Annotated in this window: 17 protein-coding genes; 11 read left to right on the top strand and 6 right to left on the bottom strand. The window is 68.3% G+C overall.

What is annotated here, in order from left to right:
- Nucleotides 1-41: 41 nt before the first annotated feature.
- The 6 genes from A5784_RS22465 to A5784_RS22440 all read left to right on the top strand — a co-directional run bounded on the left by A5784_RS22465 (nt 42) and on the right by A5784_RS22440 (nt 6,181).
- Nucleotides 42-968 carry a dienelactone hydrolase family protein gene (locus A5784_RS22465; protein WP_064947100.1) on the top strand — a complete coding sequence of 309 codons (927 nt, stop codon included), beginning with the start codon at nt 42-44 and terminating at the stop codon, nt 966-968.
- A gap of 84 nt (nt 969-1,052) precedes the next feature.
- A complete protein-coding gene (locus A5784_RS22460) occupies nt 1,053-2,156 on the top strand; it encodes a glycosyltransferase (protein ID WP_064947099.1) in 1,104 nt (367 codons plus the stop codon).
- Between the two features lie 70 nt (nt 2,157-2,226).
- Nucleotides 2,227-2,907 carry a YoaK family protein gene (locus A5784_RS22455; protein ID WP_064947098.1) on the top strand — a complete coding sequence of 227 codons (681 nt, stop codon included), beginning with the start codon at nt 2,227-2,229 and terminating at the stop codon, nt 2,905-2,907.
- A gap of 66 nt (nt 2,908-2,973) precedes the next feature.
- A complete protein-coding gene (locus tag A5784_RS22450; RefSeq protein WP_064947097.1) occupies nt 2,974-4,413 on the top strand; it encodes an APC family permease in 1,440 nt (479 codons plus the stop codon).
- On the top strand, nt 4,410-5,762 hold the full coding sequence (locus A5784_RS22445; RefSeq protein ID WP_064947096.1) for a glutamine synthetase family protein: 1,353 nt from the start codon (nt 4,410-4,412) through the stop codon (nt 5,760-5,762). The genes A5784_RS22450 and A5784_RS22445 overlap by 4 nt, the downstream gene beginning before the upstream one ends.
- A gap of 35 nt (nt 5,763-5,797) precedes the next feature.
- Entirely contained in the window at nt 5,798-6,181 is a 384-nt protein-coding gene (locus tag A5784_RS22440) for a cupredoxin domain-containing protein (RefSeq protein WP_064947095.1), read from the top strand.
- A gap of 14 nt (nt 6,182-6,195) precedes the next feature.
- On the opposite strand, the gene A5784_RS22435 is transcribed toward A5784_RS22440, so the two are convergent.
- Both A5784_RS22435 and A5784_RS22430 read right to left on the bottom strand, forming a co-directional pair.
- Nucleotides 6,196-7,479, bottom strand: coding sequence for a cytochrome P450 (locus A5784_RS22435; protein WP_064947094.1), 1,284 nt, complete (start codon nt 7,477-7,479; stop codon nt 6,196-6,198).
- Nucleotides 7,480-7,542: 63 nt separating this feature from the next.
- Nucleotides 7,543-8,997: an ArnT family glycosyltransferase gene (locus A5784_RS22430; protein WP_082945012.1), complete on the bottom strand. Its 1,455-nt coding sequence runs from the start codon at nt 8,995-8,997 to the stop codon at nt 7,543-7,545.
- A 184-nt stretch (nt 8,998-9,181) separates the two neighbouring features.
- Here A5784_RS22430 and A5784_RS22425 point away from each other — a divergent pair, with 184 nt between their 5' ends.
- The 3 genes from A5784_RS22425 (at nt 9,182) to A5784_RS22415 (ending at nt 11,223) form a co-directional block, all read left to right on the top strand.
- Complete coding sequence (locus tag A5784_RS22425; RefSeq protein ID WP_064947093.1) at nt 9,182-9,658, top strand: hypothetical protein; 477 nt, start codon at nt 9,182-9,184, stop codon at nt 9,656-9,658.
- A gap of 174 nt (nt 9,659-9,832) precedes the next feature.
- Complete coding sequence (locus A5784_RS22420; protein WP_197514839.1) at nt 9,833-10,318, top strand: protein disulfide oxidoreductase; 486 nt, start codon at nt 9,833-9,835, stop codon at nt 10,316-10,318.
- 5 nt (nt 10,319-10,323) lie between these two features.
- Entirely contained in the window at nt 10,324-11,223 is a 900-nt protein-coding gene (locus tag A5784_RS22415; RefSeq protein ID WP_064947092.1) for a cytochrome c biogenesis CcdA family protein, read from the top strand.
- Here A5784_RS22415 and A5784_RS22410 read toward each other — a convergent pair.
- The 4 genes from A5784_RS22410 to A5784_RS22395 form a co-directional block, all read right to left on the bottom strand.
- Nucleotides 11,165-11,491, bottom strand: coding sequence for a hypothetical protein (locus tag A5784_RS22410; protein ID WP_064947091.1), 327 nt, complete (start codon nt 11,489-11,491; stop codon nt 11,165-11,167). The genes A5784_RS22415 and A5784_RS22410 overlap by 59 nt on opposite strands.
- A 17-nt stretch (nt 11,492-11,508) precedes the next feature.
- Nucleotides 11,509-11,715 (bottom strand): Rv3202a family protein, encoded by a 207-nt coding sequence (locus A5784_RS22405; RefSeq protein ID WP_064947090.1) that lies wholly within the window; start codon nt 11,713-11,715, stop codon nt 11,509-11,511.
- A gap of 76 nt (nt 11,716-11,791) precedes the next feature.
- Nucleotides 11,792-12,781 (bottom strand): agmatinase, encoded by a 990-nt coding sequence (gene speB / locus A5784_RS22400; RefSeq protein WP_064947127.1) that lies wholly within the window; start codon nt 12,779-12,781, stop codon nt 11,792-11,794.
- An 88-nt stretch (nt 12,782-12,869) separates the two neighbouring features.
- Complete coding sequence (locus A5784_RS22395) at nt 12,870-13,292, bottom strand: acyl-CoA thioesterase (protein ID WP_064947089.1); 423 nt, start codon at nt 13,290-13,292, stop codon at nt 12,870-12,872.
- Between the two features lie 65 nt (nt 13,293-13,357).
- Here A5784_RS22395 and A5784_RS22390 point away from each other — a divergent pair, with 65 nt between their 5' ends.
- Complete coding sequence (locus tag A5784_RS22390; protein ID WP_064947088.1) at nt 13,358-14,323, top strand: threonine ammonia-lyase; 966 nt, start codon at nt 13,358-13,360, stop codon at nt 14,321-14,323.
- A 270-nt stretch (nt 14,324-14,593) separates the two neighbouring features.
- A complete protein-coding gene (locus A5784_RS22385; protein WP_064947087.1) occupies nt 14,594-15,373 on the top strand; it encodes a DUF7159 family protein in 780 nt (259 codons plus the stop codon).
- Nucleotides 15,374-15,391 lie beyond the last annotated feature (18 nt).

The following is a 15,391-nucleotide window of genomic DNA, read 5'->3' as shown; positions in this document are numbered from 1 at the left end:
AGCATTGTTGCCGCTGCGCAAGCCCGCGCATACTGGCGAAGGTGACACCGCTACAGCGCTACATCGCAGAGGAAATTGCCACCGATCACGTGGACGGCCTGCTGTCCCGGCGCGAGGCACTCCGAAGACTGGCCCTCATCGGGATGGGCACCGCCGCCGCCACCGCTCTGATCGCCGCATGCGGTGAGCAGAAGACGGCCGCTCCGCCGACGTCGGAGTCGCCGACGCCGAGCCCCACCGCGCCGAGCCCGAGTCCCAGCGGGCCACCACCGGGTGCGGCAGGCGCATTGCCCACCGGCCCGATCACCTGGGCCGGGCCCGCCGGGCAGCTCCAAGGTGCCTGGGCGGCGGCGCCGCAACCCCGCGGCGGGGTTCTGGTGATCCATGAGAACAAGGGACTCAACGACTGGGTCCGTTCTGTCGCAGGACGTTTCGCCGGCATCGGCTACTCCGCGCTGGCCATCGACCTGCTGTCCGGCCAAGGCGGCACCGGGGCCTTCACCGATCCGGCCGCCGCGACCGCGGCACTGAGCAAGATCGCGCCAGAGGAGTTCGTCGCTAACCTGAAGTCCGGCGTCGACGAACTCGCGCGCCGCGTTCCCGACCAGAAACTCGCGGCTGTCGGCTTTTGCATGGGCGGCGGCCTCGTGTGGCAACTGCTGGCCGCGGGTGCACCGCAACTCGCTGCGGCGGTGCCGTTCTACGGGCCCGCCCCGGACAATCCGGACTTCTCGGGGTCCAAACAGGCGGCCGTCCTCGCCTTCTACGGCGCGCTGGACCAACGGGTCACCAGCACCGAACCCGTCGTCCGCGCCGCGCTGGAGAAGGCCGGGATGGTGCACGACCTTGTCACCGAGCCCGATGCCAACCACGCCTTCTTCAACGACACCGGGGATCGCTACAACGCGGCAGCGGCGGCTGATGCCTGGCGTCGCGTCCAGGACTGGTTCGGCCAGCACCTCGGCTGACCCGCCTGCGGAGTTCAGCGGCTGTTCAGGCACCGGTCGGGGTCACGTTGTTGACCGCACATCACGCCCGGTTCTGATCTGGGCATGCGGGTTGTCCAGGTTGCGAACTTCTACGGTCCGCGCTCGGGTGGTCTGCGCACCGCGGTCGACCGGCTGGGCGCGGAATACAGTGCGGCCGGCCACGAGGTCTACCTCATCGTGCCCGGTTCTGTTCCAGAACAGCACGTGCTACCCACCGGCGTGGTACGAATTTCGTTGCCGGCCAGACAGATCCCGTTCACCGGTGGTTACCGCGCCGTTCTTCCCGGGCCGGTCACCGCGCTGCTGTGCCGACTGGAGCCCGACGCGTTGGAGGTGTCCGACCGGCTCACCCTGCGCTCACTCGGGCCGTGGGGCCGGCGCAATCACGTTGCCACCGTGATGATCTCCCACGAACGCCTCGACCGCCTTGTCGGACAGGTGCTTCCGCGGTCACTGGCCCGCGCGGTGGCCAACTTCGCCAACCGCCGCACCGCGGCGAACTACGACGCGGTGGTGTGCACGACGGCGTTCGCGCGCGAGGAGTTCGACCGCATCGGCGCCGCCAACGTCGCGACCGTGCCGCTCGGAGTCGATCTCGAGCAGTTCCACCCGCGCAGGCACAGCGAGCAGATGCGCAGCCGGTGGGCTGCCCCGCAGCAGACCCTGCTCGTGCACTGCGGTCGGTTGTCGGTCGAGAAGCACGCCCATCGAAGCATCGATACCGTTGCCGCACTGCGAGATTCGGGTGTCGATGCCCGGCTGGTGGTGGTCGGGGAGGGGCCCATGCGGGCGCGGCTGGAACGTCAGGCGGCACGGCTGCCGGTCGACTTCACGGGCTACATCGGCTGCCGGGACACGGTGGCGACCATTCTGGCGTCGGCCGACGTCGCACTCGCCCCCGGCCCGCACGAAACATTCGGTCTGGCCGCTCTGGAGGCCCTGGCCTGTGGGACGCCCGCGGTGGTGTCGCGGACCTCGGCCCTGGCAGAGATCCTCACCTCCGACAGTGGCGCGACGGCCGACAACGACCCCCGGGCCATCGCGCATGCCGTGACCTCGGTGATCAGCCGCCCGGAACCGCTGCGGCGCAGCAGTGCGCGCCTGCGTGCCGAGGAGTTCACCTGGCCGAGGGCCGCGGCAGGCATGCTCGACGTGCTCGGTGCCTGAGCATCTCGGCTTTTCGGCGGCGTTGTCACGGCGGACGCGAGGAGCATCAGGATCACGGTAGGTTGTCCGCATGAGCGGCCGTACCGATGACACGGCACGGACCGCCACGCTGTGGTTCGCCCTGCTGCTCACGCTCACCAACGGATTCCTGGACGCGCACACCTACTTCACGCGCGGACAGGTCTTTGCCAACGTGCAGACGGGCAACGTCATCTTCCTCGCTCTCGACCTGTCCGACAGGCATGTGGGCGCGGCACTGGCACACCTCTGGCCGATCCTGGCCTTCATCGTCGGGGTGTCGATCGCCGCGCACATCAAATCGGGGCGCGCCGAGCAGGTGCTGCCGTACCCACTGCGTTGGACGATGGCCATCCAGGTGGTGGCGCTCGCGGTGATCGGTTTCGTACCGGCCACCGTGTCCCACACCGTGGTCACCGTCCCGATCTCGCTGCTGGCCGCGGTACAGATCGGGCTCTTCCGCAACATCGGGGATCTGGCCTACCTGCCGGTCGCGACCACCGGGAACCTCATGCGCTGTGTCGAATCGGGCTATGCCGGGTTCGTCGAAGGCCGCCCGGATGCGCGCCGCGCCACCGGTGTCTACGCGGCGCTCATCTTGGCGTTCGCCGGCGGCGCGGTGATCGGCGGCGTGGCGAGCCGGGCCTGGGGCGTGCACGCGATCTGGCTGGCCGCCGGGATCCTGGCCGTGACTCTGCTGCTGTTCATCGTCGACCGCGACGCCGTGGCCTGAGAGGGTTTTGCGCAGGGTGACCGCAGACCTGGTGTGGCCGTGGCACCGGTTCTATGGTCCCCGGTCATGTCCGAAACCACCACGGTCCCAGAGTCTTTAGGTAGCCCTGCGGGGCCGCCCGCCCGCAAGCTGCGCGGCAATCTCGGTGTCGTCGCCATCGTGTTCATGGTCGTTGCCGCGGCGGCCCCGCTCGGCGTGATCGGGGGAGTGGTGCCGCTTGGCATCGCCTCGGGCAACGGAGCCGGTTTCCCCGCCACCTTCATCGTGGCGACCGTGGTGCTGTTGCTCTTCGCGACCGGGTTCACCGCCATGACGCCGTACGTCGAGGACGCGGGCGCGTTCTTCTCGTATGTTCGCCAGGCCCTTGGCTTTCCGGCAGGCATCGGCGTCGCGTTCGTGGCGCTGGTCAGCTACGTCGCCCTGGAAGCCGGGGTGTACGGCCTGCTCGGACCGGCGGGGGCGAGCGTGCTCGAACTGGCAGGCGGCCCGACGCTGCCGTGGTGGCTGTTCGCTGCAGCGGCGTTCGCAGTGACCACCTATCTGGGCTACCGCAACATCGAGCTGTCCAGCCGCGTGCTCGGCATCCTGCTGACCGCCGAGATCGCCATCGTGATCGTGCTGGACCTGGTGATCGTCGCCCGCGGTGGGGACCACGGCCTGTCCACGGGCATCGTCAATCCGCACGCGATCCTGTCCGGATCACTGGGCATCGGGCTGCTTTTCGCGATCATCAGCTATGTCGGATTCGAGGCGACCGCGATCTTCCGCGACGAGGCGAAGACCCCGGAGCGCACGATCCCGCGGGCCACCTACGCCGCGCTGATCCTGATCGGGGTGTTCTACGCGGTCACCAGTTGGGCGTTGATCTCGGGCTGGGGCGACGACGGTGCCGTTGCGCACGCCACCCAGTCGGGCAGCACCTTCCTGGGTGACACGGCCAAGCGCTACGTCGGCGCTGTCGGCGCGGACCTCATCACCGTGCTGTACTTCACCAGCCTGTTCGCCTGCATCCTGGCCTTCCACAACGTGGCATCGCGCTACGTGTTCGCCCTGTCACAGCGTGACGTGCTGCCCGCGTCGTTGAGCCGCCCGCACGATCGGCACGGGTCACCACACCAGGCGTCGCTGTGGATCTCGGCAGTCGTGGCGGTGGCGGTGCTGCTGGCCGTGGTGTTCGGCCTCGACCCGGCCGCGCAGTTCTACACCTGGTTCGCCGGGGCGACGACGGTCGGCGTGGTGGTCCTGATGATCGTGACCAGCGTGGCGGTGCTGGTCTACTTCGCCCGCGACCGGCGCGGCAACTCGCTGTGGCGGGTCCGGGTCGCGCCCGCGCTGGGACTGGCAGGGCTGCTGGGCGCGTTGGTGCTCATCCTCTCCAACCTGAGCGACCTGGTCGGTGGGTCCAGCGTGTTGGCCTGGGTGATCGTCTCGGTGTTGGTCGCGGCCTTCGTTGCGGGCGCCGCCGTGGTGACACGAGTGGGTGCGAAGGCGGATACGACGGCATGACGCTCAATGGACTCAATGGAACGGTCGGTGCGGGAGCAACCACCCCGGAGCGAGAACTGGTGGGGCGCATCGACGACGGCTCGATCACGGAAATCGAGGTGGCCTGGAGCGACCCGTTCGGACACGCCCAGGGCAAACGGATCCCGGCGGCGGGATTCCTGGAGCGGGCCCGCGGCAGCGGATTCGCCTTCTGCGAGGCATCTTTGGGCTGGAACGCGGACGCCACCGTCATCGACACCCTGCGCCTGACCAACTGGGCCGGCGGCTACCCCGATGTCTACGCGGTTCCCGATCTGACCACGTTCCGTGCCGTACCGTGGCGGCCGGGCGCCGGTCACGTGATCTCCGACATCGTCGCGCACGATCGGCGGCCCTCGCTGCTGGACCCGCGCGCCGTGCTCAAACGGGTGCTGGCGCAACTGGCATCCCTGGGCTACACCGCCAAGGTCGGCGTCGAATTGGAGTTCTACCTGCTCAACCCCGACGGCTCGGCGTTCCAGAACGATATTCACGCCTATTCGCTGGAAAACGCCAACGCACTCGATCCTCTGCTGACCGACCTGCACCGGACGCTGGCCGCGTTCACCCGGCTGGAGGGTATCGAAACCGAGTACGGCCCAGGGCAGGTCGAGGCCAACCTGATCTACACCGATGCCCTCGAGGCGGCAGACGACGCCGCCCGGCTCAAATACGCCGCCAAGGAGGTGGCGGGCAGACACGGGCGGATCGCGAGTTTCATGCCCAAGCCGTTCAGCGAACACTCGGGCAGCTCGGCGCACCTGCACGTGTCGTTGTGGCGAGACGGCGCACCGGCTTTCGCGCCCCGGGACGGTCAGGAGAACGAGTTGGCCCGGTATGCGATCGCCGGTCTGCTGGAGCACCTGCCGTCGATCACGCTGTTCGGGGCCCACTCCGTGAACGCCTACCGCCGCTTCGCCCCGGATTCGTTCGCACCCGCGACGGTGAGCTGGAGTCGGGACAATCGCAGCGCGGCCGTGCGGTCATTGGTCGAATCCGACCCCGCTGCCACCCGCATCGAATTGCGCAGTGGCGCATCCGATGCAAACCCGTACTGGTTGATCGCAGCGGCGCTGGCCGCGGTGGTCGCCGGGATCAGGGCGCAGCGCACGCCGCCGCAGCCAGAAAGCGGAAACCTCTACGAGAAAGGGGTGCCGCTGCCCGAATCGCTCGGGGTGGCCATCGCGCTGGCCACACAGGATGACACCATCGCCGACATATTGGGTGCCGACTCGGTGCACGACTTCGCCGAGATCGCGCGCAGCGAATGGCAGGCCTACACCGGTCACGTCAGCGATTGGGAACGGCGCCGGTATCTGGCGACCTCGTAGCCCACCCGGTTGACGACCGGTCGATAATCGTCAGTATGAATCGCATCGTGGTGTGCTGTGCGGCTGCCGCACTGGCGTTCGGGGTTGTGGCGTGCTCGAATTCGCAAACCACCGCCGGCCGTGACACCGCCGCCGCGACGACCGGCAGTCCGGTGCCGCCACCCGCACCGGGCACACCCGTCATCACCATCTCCGGAATGGGTTACAGCGCACCGATTACCGTCGCGCCGGGCGCACAGATCACCATCGTCAACGACGACGAGGTCGCGCACACGGTGACCTCGCGCACCAAAGGGTTGTTCGACGTCCACGTCGGCGGCAAGCAGCGCGCGCTTCTCACCGCGCCCGCCGACCCAGGGGAGTACGGCTTCGTCTGCACGTACCATCCGGCGATGGTCAGCAACCTGACCGTCAAATAGCCGGTCGGCGCGGATCACTCCCACGCCACCGGTAACCGCTTGATGCCGTGGATGAATGCCGACTGCAGCCGGTCCGGTTCGGCGACGGCGACGATGTCGGGTACCTGGCGATGCAGCTCCTCGAAGGCCACGGTGATCTCGCGCCGCGCCAGATTGGCACCGAGACAGAAATGCGCTCCGCCACCGCCGAACCCGAGATGCGGGTTGGGATGACGGCCGACGTCGAACAACCACGGGTCGGCGAATTTCGCCTCGTCGCGGTTGGCTGACCCGTACCACAGCGTGACCTTGTCGCCCGCGGCCAACGGTGTGCCGCCCAACTCGGTGTCGCGGGTGACGGTGCGCCGCATGTAACTCACCGGAGAGGCCCACCGCACGATCTCCTCGACCGCCGTCGGAGCCAGCTCGTCGTAATCGGCCCACCACCGCCGACGCTGCTCCGGATACCGGCTCAGGGCCAGCAGGCCGTGGCTGATGGCGTTGCGCGTCGTCTCGTTGCCGGCCACCACGAGCAGGATGAAGAACGACGCGATCTCCGCCGACGTCAGCCGCTCGCCGTCCACCTCGGCCTGCACCAGACTCGTGGTGAGATCCATCGCGGGCTCGGACCGCCGAGCTTCGGCCATCGCCTTTGCGTAGCTACCGATTTCGATTGCCACGCTGAAGAATTCCTCGAAGTCGGTGGTGATGTCGGGGTCGCCGAAGCCGAGGATGACGTTGGTCCAGTGGAAGACGCGCTGATGGTCGTCCTCCGGGATACCCATCATGTCGCAGATGATCTGCAGCGGCAGCGGACCGGCCAACTCCTCGACCAGGTCTGCGCGGCCGTCGGGATGCCGCGTCGTCATCGCGCCCACCAGGCTGCGCGCCCGCGCGCGGACCGAGTCCTCGATCAGCGCCACCACCCGGGGCGTGAAGGCACTGCGGACGATGTTGCGCAGCCGGGTGTGGCGCGGATCGTCCATCGCGATCATCGACCCGAAATACTCTGCCAGTTCCGGATTCTCGTCACCGATGGTGATGCCACTGGCCGAGGAGAAGATCTCCGCGTGACGGCTGGCGTGGAACACGTCGTCGTACCGGGTGGCAACCCAGTGCCCTCGGCCGATCGGCGCTCCCTCCTGGACGAACTCGGGTTGGAATGACAGCGGTGCCTCGCGGCGCAGGGTGGCGAACGCCCCGTCGCGGATGTCGTCGTCGAGCGCCCAGAACTCCCAAGAGCCCAAGTTGATCTCGGAGAGCGGGACCTCGGGTGGTGGGGTGCCGTTGGGCCGGGCCGCGATGCCGTTGCAGACCATCCAATCGAGCGTAGAGCGTCCACCCGCAGTGTGGTGGGCATTCGGTCCACACCCGTCGCGCGGTCAGGATACGGTCAGTGTCCGCAACCGCGGCCAGATCTGTTGCCACGGTTGCTCGCGCCCGCTCAGGCGATAGATGTAGAGATCGTCGTTGACCGTGCCGACCTTGTCGGCGGACGCGAAATATCCACGCAACGGTTCCGGGGTCCGGCCCACATAGAGCACGGTGTCCACCGCATCAGGTGGCGGCGGGAAGTAGCCGTAGCTGCGATTGGTGCTGTACGCCGGCGGCAGGCTGTACTTCGGTGCGTATCCGTCGAGATATGCCGCCACGATGTAGGACTCGCCCAGCAGTGCGGTGTGTTCGCGCTCGGGTCCGGGCAGGCTCTGGTAGGCCTGCGCGGTGGTGCGGGCGATCTTCTCGCCGATGTCGGAGCGGGTGGCCCCGACGGAGAAGACCAAAATGAGCACCGCCGCTGCGATGCTCGTCAATGCGCCAACGCGTGCCGGCCAGCGCCTGCCACCGGGCTTGGCTGCACGTCGCAGTTGCAGGCTCACCGCACCTGCGGCGGCAAGCACCCCGTACAGTCCAGCCAGGTAGTACGGGCGGCCCAGCGTCGCGATGAACACCACGTACAGCGCCGCAGCGGTGAACGCGATGAACCGGTACTCCCGCCAATGCGGTGCGCGCAGTAGCTGCCAGGCGCCGTAGAGACCGAGGAACACCCCGAGGACCCCTGCATAGATCACGAGCTGCACCGCGACGCCCGGGCGCCCGCCGTAGAGCGCCTCGGCTTCGCCTGCGACCACTCTGGTCATCTGCCATTGCGGCCAGCCGTGTGACTGTTGCCACCACAATGTCGGTGCGGCCACACCGATGGCGATCGCGGCGCCCAACCATAGAGCCGGGCGGCGCAGAAGATCGCGCGGGCCGGTGATCGCGATGCACACCAGCAACATCGCGCACAGCAGCAACACCTGGAACTTCGTCATCACGGCGAGCCCGACCACAGCACCGAGTGCGACCAGCAGTCGGTCGTCGCGCACCCTGACCCAGCGGACCAACAGCCACATGATGGCCAGCCACTGCACCGGTTCGAGCGTGTAGGGCGTCAACCAGTGCCCGGTCAGCGTCGGCCAGAGCGCTGTGGCTTGCATCACAGCCGTGATCGCCTGGGCGTCGCGGTCACCGCCGAACTCCCGGGCGATCATCGCCGCCAACACGACCGCGCCCGCGGTCGCGAGTATCGCGGGCACCCGCAACGCAAACACAGAGTTCGGCGCAACGGTGTCCATGAGGGCGGCCAGCGCGGTGGCGGCCGGGGGTTGATCGGCCGAACCCCAGTCCAGGTGATACCGGCCGATGGCCAGCATGTACACCTCGTCGAACCAGTAGCCCCGGCCCAATAGTGTTGCGACGCAATGTGCCAACGCAGCCACCGCAGCGATCGGCAGCACCGCCGACGCAGCGAACTTCGGCACGGAACGGGTCGGTGCGGCGGTGGCGACGTGGGGCATTGCCTTTCAGGTTAGCCACGTCACCATGACGCTCCGGGGAGCGACGCGGGGTAACGCTCGCGATCACCGCGCCGATAACTCACACGGGGGTGAACGTCTCGCCGCGGTGTTGTCGCAAGGCGTTACGGCGCCGGGCCATTGGGGGATGGCAGGCGCCCGGGTCACCAACGTAGGAGGTTCATGAATGAAACTGACGAATTTCGTCGCAGCGGCGATGACCGTTGGCGCACTCGGAATCGGAATCGCCGGCGCGCCTGCCGCATCGGCGGCACCAGTCGTACCCGCACCGCTACAGCCCGGGCACGGTCAGGACGACTGCTTCCCGTTCTGCAACGGGCCTGGCCGGGGACCGGACCGCGGCCCATGGAACAACGACCGCGCGGACTGGAACAACGACCACGGCCGCTGGGGCAACGATCACGGGGACTGGGACAACAAGGGTCCGTGGTGGGCCAACAACCGGCACGACTGGTGGGATGACCGCCAGGGTCCGCCGCCGTGGGGCTGGGGCCCGCCGCCGCCGTACCAGTGGCGAGGCGGACCGTTGCCGCCGACCATCAACTACTACGGGTACGACCTGACCCCCGTGTGGAACGACGGTCCCCGCCAGTGGGGTGTCTGGCTGTTCGGCCTGTTCATCCCGATCTTCGGCGTCGGATAACCCGCCGCACAGACTGATGCCGCAGCGTATGACGCTGCGGCATCAGTTCTGCCGTTCCTCTTGAACCCGGGTGTGCCTGCTGTCGTGTCAAGGGTGTGTGCGTCCCCGCGCGCACGCTGCACCTTGAGCCGAGGAGATGGTGCCATGAGTACGCGATTCTGGCGGCGACCGCGAATGTTGGCCTTCGCCCTGGCCGCCGTCATGAGTGTGGTCGTGCTGGGGTTGGCGTTGGTGGCCCCGCCCGCCGCACTCGCCGATGACCGTATGCAGTTCACCGGGACGACCCTGTCGGGCGCACCGTTCAACGGCTCGACCCTGGCCGGACATCCTGCGGTGCTGTGGTTCTGGACGCCGTGGTGCCCGTTCTGCAACGCCGAGGCTCCGGGCGTCAGCGCTGTGTCGGCGGCAAACCCGGGCGTGACATTCGTGGGCGTGGCCGCGCACTCCGACGTCGGTGCGATGCAGGGCTTCGTGGACAAGTACCACCTGAACTTCACCAATCTCAACGACGCCGACGGTTCGATCTGGGCGCGCTACAACGTGCCGTGGCAACCGGCCTACGTCTTCTACCGCGCCGACGGATCGTCGACATTCGTGAACAACCCGACATCGGCCATGCCGCAGGACGAGTTGGCCAGTCGGGTGGCAGCGCTGCGCTGACCGGCGTGGGTGACGAACTGGTGGGGCTGGCGTTCGGCGCCGGCCTCGTCGCGGCGCTGAATCCGTGTGGATTCGCTTTGCTGCCAGGGTATCTCGCGCTGGTCGTGCGCGGACCGGACGAGACCGCATGGCCTCGGGCGGTGCGCCGGGCGCTGTTGGCCACGGTCGCGATGACAGCCGGGTTCGTCGCGGTGTTCGGCCTTTTCGCCGCGTTGACGGTCGCGGTGGCCAGCACCGTGCAGCGCTACCTGCCTTATGTCACGGTGCTGATCGGGCTGGTCTTGCTCGGGCTCGGCGGCTGGCTACTGGCGGGCCGGCATCTGGGCCTGCTCGTCGGAGACACGTTGACACGTCACGTCAACTGGGCGCCGACGGCACGCCTGGGGTCCATGTTCGGCTACGGCGTGGGCTACGCGGTGGCCTCGTTGTCTTGCACGGTGGGGCCATTTCTCGCCGCCACCGGTGCGGGTTTCCGATCGGGAACACCGGTGCGTGGCGTCGCCGTGTTCGGTGCCTACGCGGCAGGATTCATGGTGATCGTCGGAGCCCTCGCCGTGGCCGCCGCGTCGGCGAGCACTGTGGTCGTCGACCGGATGCGCCGAATTGTGCCGTATGTCAACAGAATCAGCGGCGCGCTGCTGATCGCCGTGGGTGCCTACGTCGGCTACTACGGCCTCTACGAGATCCGGCTGTTCGGTGGCGGCGGCTCACCCGACGACCCGGTGATCGCCGCGGCCGGTCGAGTGCAGGGCACCGTGGCGGGCTGGGTCCATCAGCATGGGGCATGGCCGTGGCTGGCGGCCCTCGCCGCCCTGGCGGTGACCGCCGCAGTGTGGCGACTGACGGTCAGGCGCAGCGCGAAAGGTCGGCCCGCAGGTCCGGCCACGGCGGGCGACGGATCATAGCCGCGGTTGCCAGCGTCGCCGCGACCAGGCCGATCAACTCGCCCACCAACGCCAGCCGCGTGGCGTCGACGGCGGGCACCCACGTCGGTCTGCCGTCCTTGACCACGAACACGCCGAGCGCCCGGGTGACCCGGCTGCCGTCGCGGCGGTGCCGAACCTTGGACACCGGGACGATGGTGGCTCCGTCGGGAGTCTGATACGGCTCACCGAACACCCGGTCGGCATCGCTCTCGGTGGACAGGGCTTCCAGCGCCTCGGGCATCCGCATGCCGGCATCCTCTCTGGTCAGCGGTCGAAATCCAGGTCGTCGTCAAATGGGACCGCAGTGGCTTGTTCGATCAGATCCGCCTCGTCGGCATCCGTATCGGGCGAGATCCGGACCCGGCCGAGTTCGGACATGTCATCGTCGTCGACGGTGACGGGAGTGAGCTGTTCGACCGCATCAGCCTCAGGTGCGTCGTCGTCGAAGGTTCTGTTGCCGGCATACGTCATGATCGTTCCTCCCCGATCGGACCGCGATGGCCACCCCGATTGTCCTACCGGCGCCGGGGTGTTTCAACGGGACTGGTCAGCGGGCCGGTGGACCCGGTTTGGCCTGGGCGGCATCGCGGCGCCGCGCGGCCATACCCGACAGCGCCTCGAACACCACGCGGTGCGCGGCGTTCACGGTCAGCTCGGCGTGGTCGTAGGCGGGGGAGACCTCGACCACGTCCACGCCTGCGACGTCGTGGCTGTAGCAGAGCTGGCGCACCATCCGCAGCAGGTCGGCGCTGGTGATGCCACCGGGCTCCGGGGTACCGGTGCCCGGCGCGTGTGCCGGATCGAGAACGTCGATATCGACTGAGAGATAGAGCTTTTCGGCTTTGGCCAGCGCTTCGCCGACGGCGTCGTTCATCACTTCCTTGAAGCCGCGGTCCCAGATCTCCTGCATGGTGTGCCACGTCATGCCCTGCTCGAGCATCCACTCGAAGGTGTCCTGCGGCGGCCAGTATCCACGCAGGCCGACCTGCACGAAGTGCGTGCCGGGCACCGCCCCGGACTCGATGAGCCGACGCATGGGCGTGCCGTGGCTCGCCAGGTTGCCTTCGATCATGTCGGCGGTGTCGGCGTGTGCGTCGAAGTGCACGATGCCCACGTTGCCATAGCCGTGCACGTCGGCCACCGCCGTGGCCGAGGGCCAGGTGATGGAATGGTCGCCACCGAGCACAACCGGCACGATGCCGCGCGAGGCCACCGCGTGCACCCGCTCACGGATGTTGGAGTGCGACACCTCGGTCTGCCCGTGCGGGCAGTACGCGTCGCCGAAGTCCACCACCTCCAGCCAGTCGAAGATCTCCAGCCCCAGATCGAGGTGGTAGGTGCCGGGTTCGTAGGCGGTGGCGCGGATGGCGCGCGGGCCGAAGCGCGCACCGGGCCGGTTGGTCGTCCCGACGTCGAAGGGCGCCCCGACGATCGCGACATCGGGCCGCCATGAGTCGAGTTGCTCGACCTCGGTCAGGAAGGGGCGGTGGCCGAACGACACCATGCCGGAGTACGGCAGGTCAAGCTGTTCGGCCATGCCAGGGGGCAGTTCTCGGTGTGCTCCGTGGTCTTCCATGCGGCGACATTACCGCCGCCGTCGACCCGCTACGGCAGACCGGTGAGACTCATTGCACAGCAACGGATTTGAGTGCCGTGCGGAGAGGTTCGGGGACCGGTCGCTTGGCCCAGTCGGCGGTGGAGACGATGACGTAGACGTTGCGACCGATGACGGCGGGCCGTTCGGTGGTGGTGGCATCGGAGCTCAGCACCGTATAGCCCAGCGTGAAGCTCGTCGTACCGAGGCGTTCGCACTGTGCGGTGACCCGCACGGCGTCCCGCCAGCGCACCGGCGCCAGGTAGTCGATTTCGCTGTGCACCACCTGCACGTCGAATCCGGACGCGATGAGGTCGGGGTAGCTCTCGCCGAGGTGATCCAGCAGTGCGCCGAAGGTCTCGTCGAACCACGTCAGGTAGTGGCCGTTGAACACCACGCCCTGCTGATCGATCTCCGCGTAGCGCGGCACGATCGGAAAACTGAACCCCGTCACCTGGACACCCTTTCTCCGACACCCGGGCGCGAGCCACTGTAGCGCCGCGGTGTTGACTGGCCGGCGTGAGACTGGTGACCATCGAGGACATCCGCGGCGCCGCCGGGCGTATCGCCGCCGACGTGCTTCGCACTCCGCTGCTGCCTGCCACGTGGGGCGACCCGGATCGCCCGCTATGGCTCAAACCCGAGAACCTGCAACCCATCGGCGCGTTCAAGATCCGCGGCGCGTTCAACGCGCTCGGCCTGCTGGATCCGCACGTGCGGACCAGGGGAGCAGTGGCGTACTCCAGTGGCAACCACGCCCAAGCGGTCGCCTTCGCCGCGGCGCGGTACGGCGTCGCCGCGCACATCGTGATGCCCGAGGAAACTCCCGCGGTCAAGGTCGACGCGACCCGGGCCCATGGCGCACACGTGGTGCTGTGTGCCGCGGGCCAGCGCGAACGGGTGGCCGCAGAACTCGTCGAACGCACAGGCGGTGTCCTGATACCGCCGTTCGACGACCCTGCCATCATCGCCGGACAGGGCACCGCCGGGCTGGAGATCGCCGAGGACCTCCCGAGTGTCGCGACGGTGCTGATTCCCGTCAGCGGCGGCGGGCTGGCCTCCGGGATCGGCACCGCGATACGCGCACTGTGCCCGCAAGCCAAGATATTTGGCGTCGAGCCCGAGCTCGCGGCAGACACCGCCGAGGCGCTGGCCAGCGGCCATCTGGTGGATTGGCCGGTGGCGCAACGGAACCGGACCATCGCCGACGGACTGCGCTCCACCCCGTCGGCGCTGACGTTCGCGCACCTGCAACACGTTCTCGACGGCGTCATCACGGTCAGCGAGGACGAGATCCGCACGGCGGTGCGGGAACTGGCGCACCGCGCGCATCTGGTCGCCGAGCCAAGTGGTGCCGTCGCGCTGGCCGGCTACCGGCGTGGTGCACTGCCCGCGGGTCCCGCGGTCGTCATCGTCTCTGGCGGCAACATCGAACCGGCGCTGCTGGGCGACATCCTCTCCGGCGGCGAGGACAGGCGGGGCTGACCGGGCGCCCGGATGTCGGGCGGGAATTTACCCCGCCGGCCCGCAAAATCGATTTCGGTCCTGTCCACCGGATTCATCGGGCACAGCACATATTGACGTCCGGCACGAGGACCGAAGCCGCCGGTCACCAGGTGTACTTGCCCGGTGAGGCCCGGGTATGGTCACCCCCGAACAGGTGGACGGCGGCCACACTTCCAGGCCCGCGGTATGTTGCGTTGTCGCGTTGCGGCGGGCCACCGTTTCGTGGCCACAGCTCCGAGGGGAGTACGTGTGGACGCGGTGCTCGGCGTCTCGATGACGGGATCCAGCGTCGGTCTGGTCCTGGTCGAAGGACGCGACGGGGACGGCACCACGCTGGCCCACGACACGATCGATCTGCGGGCCTACAACGAGCGCGACGTCTGCGACGAGGTCCTGTCCGCGGTGGCGCAGCTCGACGCGATGGCGGCAGGCAGTGGCCACGAGCTGCGCTCGGTCGGCGTCACCTGGAGTGACTACGCCGAACGGGAGGCGTCCCACGTGATCAAGACGCTGCCCGAGTCCGGATTTCCGAGTGTGGTGCCGGTCCGGCTACCCCAGGCCACCGAGGCGCTGGCCCGCGGTATCGCCGACGTCGTCGGTTTCGACTCGACGGTGGTCTGCGTCATCGAACCCGAAATGGTCATCGCACTGACCGTGCGGCCCGGCGGCGGACCGGTGCGCAGCGCGGTCAACCATCTCGTCGACGGTGACGCGGCGCTGTCCGCTTGGCTGCGCGACGTATTCGCCGGCGCGACCCCGCGCCCGGACGCGGTGGTGGTGGTCGGGTCGGCGGGGGACCTGACCGGAGTCATGCCCCGGCTGGAACGGACGCTCGGAGTTCCGGTGTTCACGCCTGCCGAGGCCGAGCTGGCGCTGGCCCGCGGTGCCGCCCTCTCCTCGGCTCGGCGCGGCCGGTTCATGTTCGACAGCAGCCCCGTCGTACGCCGGAAGCGTTGGACTGCAGCCACATTCGCGCCGGTGGCAATGTTGGCCGGGGGCGTGGTGACGCTGTCTCTTATACACATCTGACGCTGCCGACGATCGCAT

It is taken from the genome of Mycobacterium sp. 852013-50091_SCH5140682, from assembly GCF_001665685.1.
Lineage (GTDB): Bacteria > Actinomycetota > Actinomycetes > Mycobacteriales > Mycobacteriaceae > Mycobacterium.
The sequence above is the reverse complement of the archived record's forward strand: the minus strand, read 5'-3'. Positions and strand labels throughout refer to the sequence as shown.

Excerpts from the sequence above, each read along its gene's own strand:
- A5784_RS22460 (WP_064947099.1), top strand. The coding sequence starts at position 1,053 with ATGCGGGTTGTCCAGGTTGCGAACTTCTACGGTCCGCGCTCGGGTGGT.
- A5784_RS22455 (WP_064947098.1), top strand. The coding sequence starts at position 2,227 with ATGAGCGGCCGTACCGATGACACGGCACGGACCGCCACGCTGTGGTTC.
- A5784_RS22450 (WP_064947097.1), top strand. The coding sequence starts at position 2,974 with ATGTCCGAAACCACCACGGTCCCAGAGTCTTTAGGTAGCCCTGCGGGG.
- A5784_RS22445 (WP_064947096.1), top strand. The coding sequence starts at position 4,410 with ATGACGCTCAATGGACTCAATGGAACGGTCGGTGCGGGAGCAACCACC.
- A5784_RS22440 (WP_064947095.1), top strand. The coding sequence starts at position 5,798 with ATGAATCGCATCGTGGTGTGCTGTGCGGCTGCCGCACTGGCGTTCGGG.
- A5784_RS22435 (WP_064947094.1), bottom strand. The coding sequence starts at position 7,479 with ATGGTCTGCAACGGCATCGCGGCCCGGCCCAACGGCACCCCACCACCC.
- A5784_RS22430 (WP_082945012.1), bottom strand. The coding sequence starts at position 8,997 with ATGCCCCACGTCGCCACCGCCGCACCGACCCGTTCCGTGCCGAAGTTC.
- A5784_RS22425 (WP_064947093.1), top strand. The coding sequence starts at position 9,182 with ATGAAACTGACGAATTTCGTCGCAGCGGCGATGACCGTTGGCGCACTC.
- A5784_RS22420 (WP_197514839.1), top strand. The coding sequence starts at position 9,833 with ATGTTGGCCTTCGCCCTGGCCGCCGTCATGAGTGTGGTCGTGCTGGGG.
- A5784_RS22410 (WP_064947091.1), bottom strand. The coding sequence starts at position 11,491 with ATGCGGATGCCCGAGGCGCTGGAAGCCCTGTCCACCGAGAGCGATGCC.
- A5784_RS22405 (WP_064947090.1), bottom strand. The coding sequence starts at position 11,715 with ATGACGTATGCCGGCAACAGAACCTTCGACGACGACGCACCTGAGGCT.
- speB (WP_064947127.1), bottom strand. The coding sequence starts at position 12,781 with ATGGCCGAACAGCTTGACCTGCCGTACTCCGGCATGGTGTCGTTCGGC.